At 45.5% G+C, this 12,628-nt stretch carries 6 protein-coding genes; all 6 read left to right on the forward strand.

Annotated elements, in window-relative coordinates; genetic code table 11:
- Positions 1 to 12: 12 nt before the first annotated feature.
- The 6 genes from MKY48_RS13845 to MKY48_RS13870 all read left to right on the forward strand — a co-directional run bounded on the left by MKY48_RS13845 (position 13) and on the right by MKY48_RS13870 (position 12,588).
- Positions 13 to 2,238, forward strand: coding sequence for an FAD-dependent oxidoreductase (locus tag MKY48_RS13845; RefSeq protein WP_339293197.1), 2,226 nt, complete (start codon positions 13 to 15; stop codon positions 2,236 to 2,238).
- Positions 2,239 to 2,245: 7 nt separating this feature from the next.
- Entirely contained in the window at positions 2,246 to 3,454 is a 1,209-nt protein-coding gene (locus MKY48_RS13850) for a GDSL-type esterase/lipase family protein (RefSeq protein ID WP_339293198.1), read from the forward strand.
- A 260-nt stretch (positions 3,455 to 3,714) separates the two neighbouring features.
- Positions 3,715 to 8,304 carry a hypothetical protein gene (locus tag MKY48_RS13855; protein WP_339293199.1) on the forward strand — a complete coding sequence of 1,530 codons (4,590 nt, stop codon included), beginning with the start codon at positions 3,715 to 3,717 and terminating at the stop codon, positions 8,302 to 8,304.
- A 767-nt stretch (positions 8,305 to 9,071) separates the two neighbouring features.
- Positions 9,072 to 10,133, forward strand: coding sequence for a MoxR family ATPase (locus MKY48_RS13860; RefSeq protein WP_339293200.1), 1,062 nt, complete (start codon positions 9,072 to 9,074; stop codon positions 10,131 to 10,133).
- A gap of 2 nt (positions 10,134 to 10,135) precedes the next feature.
- Positions 10,136 to 11,938, forward strand: a complete 1,803-nt coding sequence (locus MKY48_RS13865; RefSeq protein ID WP_339293201.1) for a peptidase — start codon at positions 10,136 to 10,138, stop codon at positions 11,936 to 11,938.
- Positions 11,939 to 12,510: 572 nt separating this feature from the next.
- Positions 12,511 to 12,588: a hypothetical protein gene (locus MKY48_RS13870; protein WP_237566375.1), complete on the forward strand. Its 78-nt coding sequence runs from the start codon at positions 12,511 to 12,513 to the stop codon at positions 12,586 to 12,588.
- Positions 12,589 to 12,628 lie beyond the last annotated feature (40 nt).

Here is a 12,628-nt window from a genome sequence, read left to right on the forward strand (position 1 = left end):
GAGGTTATCAAAATGGAGCTTATACAAGCAGATGTAACCGTCGTAGGCGGAGGTATTGCCGGAATATGCGCTGCCATTGCTGCCGCACGCCAAGGGCTGCTGGTTTCACTTATTAATGATCGGCCGGTTCTTGGGGGAAATGCGAGCAGCGAGGTCAGGGTTCATATCAACGGGTCGGCATATCTCGGAAACAGTCCATCCTATTATGCTCGCGAGGGCGGGTTGGTGGAAGAACTCAAGCTCAAGATCTTTCATTATAATCCGTTATACAACAAGAAGCTTATGCTTTCGCTTTCGGATACGGTCTTGCTCGACATGGTTTATGATGAGCCTAACATTTCTCTGTTCCTAAATACATGTGTGCATGAAACGGGCATGGAGAACGGCAGAATTAAATGGGTGGAGGGCCTTCAATTAGCTTCCGAAAGAAAATTTCGTTTTGAAAGCCCAACCTACATCGATTGCTCCGGCGATGGAATTGTTGGATACCAAGCAGGTGCTCACTTCCGATGGGGAAGAGAGGCGAAGCATGAATATAAGGAGGAGTTGGCTCCAGAAGTGGCGGATCATTACACCATGGGCGATACGATTCTGTTTCAAGCCCGTGACGTAGACTATCCCGTTCCTTACAAAAGACCAGGCTTTGCGTATGACATTACGAAGTTGGCCTTTTTCGATAGTATCAGAAAAGGCTTAAACCATCGGTCTTTTCCGAGGAAAATCAACGGGCTTGGCGGACTGTGGTGGCTGGAATACGGCGGACATATGGATATTATCAAGAATAATGAAGACATCGCCTTGGAACTGCGAAAATTGGTGTACGGGATTTGGGATTATATCAAAAATAGCGGCGAGTTTGATGATGTGGACAATCTCATCTTGGATTATGTATGCCCGATTCCCGGTAAGCGGGAGTCGAGGCGGTTTATAGGGGAGCACATGTTGTCTCAGAACGATCTCACAGCAAAGCCTCATTTCGATGATGCGGTATCCGTCGGAGGCTGGTATATGGATCTGCATGCGAACAAAGGCATCTACGATGAGGGGCCGGCTACAGCGTGGAATTTTGTGCCGGGATTGTATAATATCCCTTTCCGCAGCTTATTTTCACGAAATATCCCTAATCTCATGTTCGCTGGGCGCAATATAAGCGCTACCCATGTGGCTTTTGGATCGACAAGGGTCATGGCAACCTGCGGTTGTATGGGGCAGGCCGTAGGAACGGCAGCTGCGTTATGCTTAAAATACGAGGCCGACCCCGCGGCCATAGTCAAATCCCATATGGGTGAGCTTCAAGCGCAGCTGCTTCGAGATGGGCAAACGATTGTAGGGCTTCAAGAGCAGTTGGATCCTTATTTTGCTGACGGATTAACGATGCATGCCTCGTCTCAGCGAAGCTATGATAATGTTCATCCAACCGAAGAGATCTCCTTGGAGAAAGCGTTATGTTTGGTCTTGCCGATTCAGACATCCGTGGCTGAAAGCGTGCGGATCAAAATTAAAAATAGATCCGAGCATTCGGAAAATTTGCAAGTGAAGCTGTTTGGCGGGGAGCGGAAGGAAAACTATATTCCCACAAGCGGGCTGAAAGACTACCGCTTGGTTATTTCAGGGGGTCACGATGACTGGATTACGCTGGACCTGGGCTGCGAGAAACCGGCTGATGACAAGGTCTACATCGTTTTGGAAGGCCCGGCGAGCCTTGCCGTATACGGCAATGAAGAGAAAATAACAGGGGCAGTCAGCTTTCATTATAGACCGGAAGAGCCGTCCAGGCTGAAGAAGCTTAATAAGAACATTTGCTTCAAAGACCTATTGCCATCCCAAAATATGTATAGCCCTGAGAATGTCGTCAACGGCTTCTCCAGACCTTATGGTCTGCCAAACATCTGGATTTCTGAACGTACGGAAGGACAGGAATGGTTGGAATTTGGTTTTGCAAGCCCCAAGAATCTGGATGAAATCCATCTTGTGTTCAACTCGCAGCTGAATTTGGAGCATTTCGACGATCCGATCGAGCCACTTATCCAAGATTATGATGTGACCTTAACCTTAGAAGACGGAACCGAGAGTGAAATTAATATCCGTGGGAATTATCTTTCGTTGAATAAACATCAGGTGCATGCAAAAGGGGTAACCCGAATCCGGTTTGATTTCTGTGCAACGTATGGTTCGGCTTATTATGAAGTGTTTGCAGTAAAATTTTTTGCTCCTAAAACGCTAAGTGAGGCCAGGTGAAGTCGCGATGAAGGAATTTTCCCCACGAAGAGGGCTCCCTAATGTCATTCAGAAGTTGGAAAATGGGGAAACCGTAACTATTGTCTATTTCGGTGGCAGTAATACGCGTTCTGAAGGATACAGGGTCATGACGGCGGATTGGCTTCGAGGACAATATCCCAATGCGGATATCCGCTCTGTGAACGCAGGCATTGATGGGACAGGATCGGACCTCGGCTGCGCCCGTTTGGAGACTGATGTACTGCGTCATCAGCCTGATCTCGTGTTTGTTGAATTTGTTGGTAACGATGGCGGAGTTCCGGAGTCCAAGGCGCGGATCGAAGGAATTGTCCGACAGATCCGCAAGCGGAGCCGGTTTACCGATATCCTGTTCGTATATACGCTGAAGGAGCGAGATGTGGCCCTATTTCAGTCTGGAGAATACCAGAAGGGAGCCATTATGCAAGAGGAAGTCGCGGACTATTACGGCATTCCTTCGATTCATCTGGGCGTAGCAGTCAGTCAATTAGTTTCGGATGGAAAGCTCATTTTCACCTCAAGGGCAGACGTGTCCATTCCCGGAGCCGTTATTTTTACGCATGATTCGATCCATCCGACGATTCCCGAAGGACACCAGATTTACACGGATACAATCACCCGGTCGTTTGAGAAAATCAGCGAACTTCGAGATCGCGTAGGAAAGATCGAACATCACTTGCCTCAGAATACTTTGGTCCCGGCCAATCCTTGGGAGTATGCGACCATGCTGCCATTGGAGAGTCTTACTCATTTTTCCGCAGGATGGTCTTACATGACCCCCGATAATTTTGCTTTAGTGCGCGAATACGATTGGTTGTTTCCTGGTCTATGGCGAGCAGTCGATCCCGGAGAGACGATCACAGTGGAGTTTGAGGGGACCCACATCGGATTATTCGATATCGGGGGCCCGGATTCTGGCAGATTGAAGGTGTCGGTGGATGGAGGGGAACCCTTCCTTATCGATCGATTCACACCCTATAACGACCATAATCGAAATCAGTATGTTTTCTTACCTGAGCTACCGAATGGGAAACATACGGTTCGCTTCGAAGTTGACCACAAGAAGACAGACAAAGCGGCCGTGTTTGAGGCAAGCGGCAATGAAAGAAGTATGGAGCATGTTCGGCAGCATCCCGCTTGGTATGATCAAACGGTCATTCAGATTGGAAAGCTGCTATTGGTGCAGCCGCCATTATAATTGATTTTTCCACTTGGAAGACCTACATTCTATCTGATTGCAATGGAGCGATCAATTCGAATGTAGGTTTCTTTTTTACTTAAAATCTTATAAGAAATTCTTGAAATGAAAGAAATTTCACGGTGATATGGCATGCTATGATAAAACGACGGAGCGGGATTAGCCAGAAGGATAAGGCTAATTGCTTCTTTACATCTTCGAACAAAGGAGGGCATTATTATTTTGAAAGCGTTATCAAACTAAGGGAGGCTGTGAGTTGTATGGTCAAAAGGAAGCTGTTTTTCTTCATCGTTTTCATGTTGACGATAGTAGTTCCTTTCAGCCTGATCGGAATAAGGGCCGCTTATGCGGAAACCTTACCTTATCAGACGATTATCATTGATGACGGGAGCATCACGATCAATGATGTTGTGACACCTGATGCGGGTAACGCCAATAACGGGTTCTCCGCTCCTTATTGGACCACAAGCGCAGGAGTGAAGGGATACAATAATTCCAGTTCAAAATATACGGATGCCGTAGGTAGAAGCATCACATGGAATCCACGCTTGGAAGCAGGGACGGCGAGAATATCGTTCTATAAGCTTGACTGGGCGGATAAAGCAGATAGTAATGTGAAGATTGAAATTGTTCATAACGGGATTACGGATATCAAGTTTATGGATCTTAGACCTTCGTCGGGTCCATCGGTCGGATGGGTTGATTTGGGGGAGTATGAATTCAGTGGTGATGATTCCGAATTTGTCAGGCTGACTCGAACGCAACCTACGACGGGCACGATTATTACTCGGGCCGATGCAGTCAAGTTCGAAGGAAATATCAGGCAGCAAGCACCGCCGTTGCCCCCGCTGCGGAGCCGCACATTAGCGAATCTCAGTTACACGGAAAAGGGCAGCATCGAAAATGATAACTATAAGGCGACCTTCTATGAAGCAGCATGGGATGGGGGCAAATCCATCGTTCGTGACATGTTCTACAGGAACACGGACACAGGAAACTGGATGCCAATAAATAATGTGTCGGAAAGACTTGAGGAGCAATGGGTTTTATTGGATGGGAATGCAGGGAGCCGAACCAATTACTACGATACGATGAACAAACGCTGGATTACATTCGACGGGATCACTTTTCCCGACAGCCAAACGGCGGTATTGACCGATTCTTCGCATGGCAGTGATTACGATTTTGAAGTGAACTGGTCCATGGCAGGGGATAAACCTGATGTTTCCTTCGCCTTTACGCCTCGCCGCGATGGCAATTATGTGATTGGATATCAGTCCTTCACAACAGAGGTAGTCTCTGGCATCAATGAAGTGTTAAATGGATTTAGGTCGCACGCCAAAATGGTAGGTACGGTAGAATCAACAAGCTTGAGGGAACTGAGCGCTCCAATGAGTCTGGTTGAGAAGAATGACAGTTCGGGGAATCCATTGACGTATGGAGTATTTGTACCTTCGCAAGAGCTTCCGGTTGAGTTTGAACCGACGGGAGGCGTTACGAAACAACGGCTTGGCATGAGCCTAGTCAACAATGAAGGCAGCGTGCAGCCAATCCTGTATGCTCCTCAATTAGGGACTTATTCGCAAATGACCGCAGAAAGCACCTATCAATTTCATATGGGGTTAATCGCTCAAAAAAGCAATCTTTATGAGTCCTATGCGGATATTCTTCGCAACGAGTACGGTTACTCGGCATACCGGGAAAATGTCTCAGACCAGTCGCTTACTGACGCGATGTTCAATATGATCGATCTACTTAAGATTGACCCGCAAGGGGACGACTCTGTTCAGTATGTCCCGTCACCCAGTGGGTGGTGGAGCCGTGCCAAGGGCTTTATTGATATCGAGAACGAGGATAGCGTTCGAACAAGCTCGAATGCGGTTCTTCTGGGGGCTTATTATTTGACCGGGGATGACCAGCTTTACGATACGAGAGCATTGCCCTCCGTCCAGTATGGCGTATCGCGAAATGGCATAGGTTGGTCGCCGACGCAGAAGAAAGTATACGGCGTGCCTTCGTTATGGAAAATGGCCACCCTGCCATTCGATGTTTCAAGCGTCGCCGCTGTTAATCAGATGATGGGCACTTCGGCAGGAATTGGGGCGCTGGCACAGGAAGAGTACCTCGTGCGTGATCCTGACCAGAAAGACCGCGGTCCTGTCATTCAGCCCCTGATGATGTATCGTATGACGGGAGATGCGCAGTATTTGCAGGCTGCCAAGGATGCAGCCGACAGCTATATCATGCAGCATATCGATACGCCTGCATCCGTGAATGTGAGCAAAAATGAGTTCATTTATTATTATAGCAAGCTGTGGATGGAGATTTTGGAGCTTTACGAGGAAACTCAGGATCCCAAATACTTGAATGCTGCATATAAGGAAGCCAAACGGTATGCAACCATGTTCGTTGCTCGTCCGGTTCCTGAAGGTACCGTTACAATTCCGCAGCCCGAGACGTATAATTACGCGGAATCGTTCCATTGGCCAGAAAGCGGTAAATACCAGTATCCTAGAACCAAGCTCCCAGAAGATATAGCCGGAGGCGTACAAGCGGATCGTTGGCTTGTTTCACCGAGCGGATTGACGTTTGAGGCGGGAAGTACAACCGGCTATTATCGGATGAATGCCCAGGAAGCCCCATTCATGCTGAGGTTGTCGCTCTATACAGGTGATAAACTGCTGCAGGATATTGCTCATAATGCGGTTATTGGTCGATCTTCCAGTTACCCGGGTTATTACTATAAGGGCTTCGCCGTTAGCCAACTTGAACCGGATTTTCCTCTGGAAGGCCCAAGCGGGGCTACATCCATCTATTATCACCATATACCGGGGCAGCTCGGGCAAACGATGGATTATTTGATCAGCGAACAATCGTTGAAATCGAACGGGAGTATTACATTTCCTTCCGTATTCGAAACGAATTTTTTATGGTTCAAATATCACCTCTATGGGAATAAACCAGGTCATTTTTATGGTAATTCGGACGTTTGGCTCTGGATGCCCAAGGGGATTATTAAGACTAATCATCCTCAATTGAACTGGATAACGGGTGAGAGCGGGGATAAATTCTACATCGGGCTGAGCAACGCATCGTCAGATGAAGTTCACACTCCGATCGAATTGAATGAACAAATCATTGGGTTCAACCCGGCACAAGATTATACCGTAACGATCATCCGCGATAATGGCACACCAGAACAAGCGGTTATGAGTGGCGGAATCATTCAAGCCACGGTTTCAAGCAAGGGAATAACTGCTATCATTGTAGAAGGACTCAACATTGATGTGCCGCTGCACCAGGTCAGAACTGCTGATACATCGGATGCAAGCTATTTCTTCGATATTCACAGTCCAATCGATGCAGTTAAAGGTATGCTGATCGTCAAGCCTGACGAAACGGTTTATGATGCTTATGTGCAGGCCAAAACGACGAAACCAGCGACAATTCATTATTCCTTGGATGGCGGGGCTACGTATACAACCATCCCAGATACGATCTATCCGATGGAATGGTCGATACGGGTGAACGATTTATCCCAAACCTTCACGTATTATGTGGAATCGGAAGGGAAACAGACCCGCAAGCGGACACTCTATCTGCCTGATCAGGTAACGGAAACTCCAGTCCAACCCGACGGACAGGATGGTTCATCTATCATTGTGGATAATACGGAGGCGGAGGCAGAAGGCGTCTGGATAAGGGATACGACGGCTGACAACTATTACTATGATAACTATGTGTATGCCAAATCGACGGCCGGCACAGCGACAAGCAAAATGAAATGGCGGCCGGAGCTGCCGGAAAGTGTAACTTACAGTGTGTATTACAAGATTCCGCAAATAACAGCTGCGAGTGAAAACTGGGCAACGAATGCCTCATTTACCGTTCATTATAGCGGGGGCTCCGAGACGGTTACTATTGATGAGACAACGGCAAATGGAACTTGGGTGCACCTAGGGGATTATCCTTTTGCGGCAGGCGATAGCGGCTACGTGGAACTTACCAATAAGGCCAACAAGACCAGGGTCGTTGCTGATGCGATCATGTGGGTGGACCCAAACAGAATACCGCAATTGGAGTCGGTGGTGATCCAATCTGATCGAAATGAGCTGCAGATGACTCAAAACGCACAACTGAGTGTAACCGGTTATTTGGATAACGGTTTGATTGGTGATCTGACACAGGCCAATGTGCAGTATTTCGTGGATCGTACGGATCTGGCTGAAGTGGATAGCAGCGGTAGGTTGACTCTTCTCAATCTCGATGGGGAAACGGATCACATTGAGGTATGGGCCACTGTAACGATTGACGGAGTGACCTTAACAACGCCGCCATTGACCATAACGATCAAGGACTTAACGGTTATCGTGGACAGTACAGATACAACGGGGTTATACACGACAGAAGGGTCTTGGAGTCAAAGCAATTTAGCCGGATACAAAATTGGGGTTAAGTCCCGTTACACTACAGTTCAAGGATCATCAGCAACGTGGAAAGGCCAGTTTCCAGAGGGGAAATATACGGTCTCCATCTACAAGCTCGTCCATACGACGGCAAACGATAATCATGTCAAAGTGGAAGTGAAACATCAGACGGGTACCGAGGTGACGTATATCGATGCAACGGTCGGCTCATCGGGTTGGGTTAATCTAGGAACGTTCGACTTTACGGGAGACGGTAGCGAGTATGTTCGTTTAACCAGGGAGACTCGAACAACGGTAGATCCGCCAACGCTTCCTGCCGATATGATCTATACGAGGGCTGATGCAGTCAAGTTCGAACGGCATTCTGTTAGTCCGGAGCTGCTTGCAAATGAGTCGCCAGGTAAACCAACACTTTCCGAATAATAGCGGTGTTGAGGTGAATCCCGGCAAACCTGTGTTGTCCAGCGACAACTGGGATCTTGGTGGGAACTATACCAAGTGCTCTATCGGCATTACACAAATTTCTGGGAGATCTCCTGGCATTTATTAATATCGCAGTGAGTATATGAATGAAAGTGGAACAACGGTACGTGATATTATACAAATTATTGTAAAATAACCCTAAGAGCTGAGTGGATGAGAACGATCCATTCGGCTTTTTTATTTCTTGGAATTTAGTATTGAACTATGCAAAATGCTTGTAAACGATGATGTAATAAGACAGCGCATTTTGGAACAAATGCCGGAGCATCCGACCGTGTTTAATCTAATCTTTCAAGGCTCACAAAGGCACTGAGTCAGAGGGAATATGGATGGAGGATTCATTCGAACCAAAACGTTTTTTTTGCGTCATACTCCGATGATTCACTAAGGACTCTCATAGGTCAGCATTTTGAAGAGTTCTATTTTAATGCTATACCATTAAAAAATGGTTCACTTCATTTTCAATCACTTATCTTAAAGAGGGCCTTTATTATTGGAACTTTATTCCTTCTTTCACTAAACTAAAAGAGTCGATTAAATGGAAAGGGTTTGTAGATACAGTCGTGATAGGCAAGGAACGCAGCAGCAACGCTATTCCCTTTAGTAACACCGTTACTTATACAACATATTTTACGCTTTCTTAAAACCGCCGTAATGGTGGTTTTTGTTATAATAAGATTATCTTTCAAGAAAAAGGAGTATATCTATTGAATCTTGCTGTTCCCGTTACACAGTCACAATTGATGCAGATATTGCTTAACGTTTCCGTTATTCGCCCTGTCTTTATTTGGGGTACCCCAGGGATTGGAAAATCAGCTTTAGTTGAATCATTTGCAGATCAAGTCGGACTTCCATGTGTTTCACTTTTAGGCTCTCAGCTTGCGCCAGAAGATATTATTGGCGTACCTCAGATCGTTGACGGCAAAAGTCAATTTTGTCCACCCAAAATGATTGCTCGCAAGGAACCTTACTGTTTATTTTTGGACGAACTTAATGCTTGTTCGCAAGAAGTCCAAAAAGCTTTTTACAGTCTTATTCATGAGCGTCGAATTGGTGATTATCATCTTCCAGAAGGCTCGATTGTAATCGGTGCCGGCAACCGTGCGCAAGATAGTGCAATTGTAAAACCGATGTCCTCTGCGCTCATTAATCGTATGTTTCATGTCCAACTTAATGTATCGTTTCAAGATTGGATTTCTTGGGCGTACGAAAACGAAATTCATCCGATAGTTATTGAATATTTAGAGTCTCGCCCCGACCATCTGTGGAGTGCCCCTCCGAAAACGGAAGAACCGTTCTCCACGCCAAGGTCCTGGCATATGCTATCTGATGCACTTCGCGAGTTTGGCGATAATTTATCACCAGAAGTGGTCGGTATTTTATCGGGTGGTTCTTTAACTCCTGCTCATGCAACACAATTTAAAGCTTTTTACAAAAATCTAAGTGGTAAATATCAATTAAATGCTATTTTAGAGGGCAAAATTTCATTTCCGTCTGCTGCAGAAGATCGTGATGTTCTCTATTTTCTGGCTCAATCTTTTCGAGCACAAATTATTAAAGAACTTCCTGCTCGAAAAGATGATATCAGTGGGAATCATAGGCAGTTTGCTCATACGGTGAAAAAATTGATTAAAGATTTGTCTACCATTAGTTTTGAAATTGCACAGCTCGTTGTTGCGAAAAATGAACAATCCTCTAATATTCCTGACTGGCTAATGGTGGAAATTGTTCGTGACTTACCACGGCTCGCCGTTAAAGATAAGGGGTAATGATGTCAAAAAAATCGACACCTGTAAATCCAGCTTTAAAACAATTCCAAGCAGCAGTAGAGATAATTGAAAACCATCCTATATTTTCGCCTTTATGTTCAAGAACCAGTATTGTCCATCGTGATAGGACCCCTTATCCAATAAATGGTTGGGCAACTGTTACAAAAGGTGGATATATTTACACGCACCCTAAACGCCGAGGCGAAACCTCGGAGTGGGTCTATGTGCTTGCTCATTGTTTGTTGCATTTAGGACTTGGTCATTTGAAAACGAAAGATCATCCAGTGGCATGGAATGCAGCTTGTGATTTATACATTGCCAAATTTCTTGCTGATTTAAAACTAGGAACACCTCCTTCTGATATGGAAACACGGACGGATATGACCGTAAAGGATGAGGAGTTTCTTTATGAGCAATTTTGTGCACGGGGCGTTCCGGAAGTTTTGAAATATTTTGGCACAGCAGGTGTAGCAAGTTCGGATATGGATGTTCGGGATACAGCAGCGCGTAGCTATTGGAGGGGAGAACCCGAATGGGAAAAATACTTTGCAATTGGGTTATCTAACGCGGTCACAAGTGCTGTAAGTGTTGCAGGAGGTTACTCCGCTTCCCTGACAGATTCTACGAGTGTTAAAAGTGCTGCACAGCGGGCAAAACGGTGGTTCATGGACCGTTATCCATTGCTCGGCGCACTTGCTTCCGGTTTTTCAATTATTGAAGACCAAGCTATCTGCCAAAGATTAAGCATTTCCGTTACGGCTATTGATGTTGTAGAACGCGAAATTTACATGAATCCAGCAGCTGGATTAACGGACGAAGAATGTATTTTTGTGATGGCGCATGAGTTATTACACGCAGGTCTACAGCATCATGAACGCTGCCAAGGTCGCGATCCTTATTTGTGGAATGTCGCTTGTGATTATGTCATCAACCTTTGGTTGGTTGAAATGCAAGTTGGTGAATATCCTAATATCGGTCTGCTTTTAGACCCAGAGTTGAAAGGTTTATCTGCAGAATCGATTTACGACAAAATGGTTGGCGATATTCGCTTATATAGAAAACTAGCTACGCTTCGTGGCAATGGATTAGGCGATATGATTGGCAAAGGTGATCCGTCGCTCTGGGATGTTCGAAATGGGCAAACGCTTGATGATTTTTGCAAGAATGCTCTTCAACAAGGTTTAATGTATCACGAAGAACAAGCTAGGGGTTTACTTCCTTCTGGGCTTGTTGAAGAAATTAGAGCACTTGGTCAACCACCGATTAAATGGGATGTTGAGCTTGCCAAATGGTTTGATTCATATTTTTCTCCACTTGAAAAAACGCGGTCCTATGCCCGTGTCAGCCGTCGCCAATCATCAACGCCAGATATCCCAAGACCTCAATGGGTTTACAGCGGTTCATCTGAGGATGGACGTACGTTTGGTGTGATTTTGGATACGTCTGGTTCAATGGATAAAAAATTGCTCGCTAAGGCGCTTGGTGCTATTGCTAGTTACGCGCAAGCTCGAGATGTACCATTTGCTCGTCTTGTGTTCTGCGATGCAGCTCCTTACGATGCGGGTTATGTTGCCCCAGAGACAATCGCAGATCGTGTTCAAGTCAGAGGTAGAGGGGGAACCGTTTTGCAGCCTGCGATTGATTTAATCACTCATGCTGAGGACTTTCCGAAAAATGGACCACTTTTAATTATTACCGATGGATATTGCGACAAACTGATCATTCGACGAGAACATGCTTATTTATTGCCAAAAGGAAATGAACTACCTTTTTCTCCAAAAGGTCCTGTTTTCCGTATCGATTAAGAAACAATAACAGAATGAATAATTACGCACTGAGCAAGCTGAGGTTTAAAAGTATGTTAAACACAACTCACCTCAAAAAATAGAATTCAATAAAGAGCCTCATGCTTTTTACAGGAAGTACAATGGTTTCTATTCATGACATGCCAGATAATATTACGATTACAACGGAGTACGCTCTTGAACAGTTGAAATGATAAAAAGAATTATATTTTTTTGAAAGTCGAATGCGAAAAGTTCTATTTTTACGAGGAATCTGTCTCAATATTCGTAATATCAAATTATAAATGTTTAGAGATATACGGCTACAGTGAAAGAGATATGAATAAAAGGCTGGAGACCGGAGACCTGCACGTGTCACAAATGTGATCTGCGGGTCTTTTTTTGTAGAAATGAGTGTATCAACCCGAGGAATGGATTTTCTCGGGCCAATCGCACGAAGGGCACTTGACAGAGCCTTCTGTGTGTTTTAACATGCGAAAAACCGGTCCAATGTAGCGAAAAAGGTGAGTATTCACGTGTTGTGACATTCCTTTACAAAGCATTTACTGTAAGGAGGTACGGATCCGAGGTATATACAAGAGTTACTCGGGCACCAAAGCAGTAGAACAACAGTGCGTTATACTCATGTGTCTATGAAGGACGCCAGATAGATTAAGAGCCGGCTGGATTATTGAATCGGGGTATTACGGA

The sequence above is a fragment of the Paenibacillus sp. FSL W8-0187 genome (assembly GCF_037969755.1).
Taxonomy (GTDB): Bacteria; Bacillota; Bacilli; order Paenibacillales; family Paenibacillaceae; genus Paenibacillus_AQ.

Bases quoted from the DNA above. Each gene is read 5' to 3' on its own strand.
- MKY48_RS13845 (WP_339293197.1), top strand. From the start codon at position 13: ATGGAGCTTATACAAGCAGATGTAACCGTCGTAGGCGGAGGTATTGCC.
- MKY48_RS13850 (WP_339293198.1), top strand. From the start codon at position 2,246: ATGAAGGAATTTTCCCCACGAAGAGGGCTCCCTAATGTCATTCAGAAG.
- MKY48_RS13855 (WP_339293199.1), top strand. From the start codon at position 3,715: ATGGTCAAAAGGAAGCTGTTTTTCTTCATCGTTTTCATGTTGACGATA.
- MKY48_RS13865 (WP_339293201.1), top strand. From the start codon at position 10,136: ATGTCAAAAAAATCGACACCTGTAAATCCAGCTTTAAAACAATTCCAA.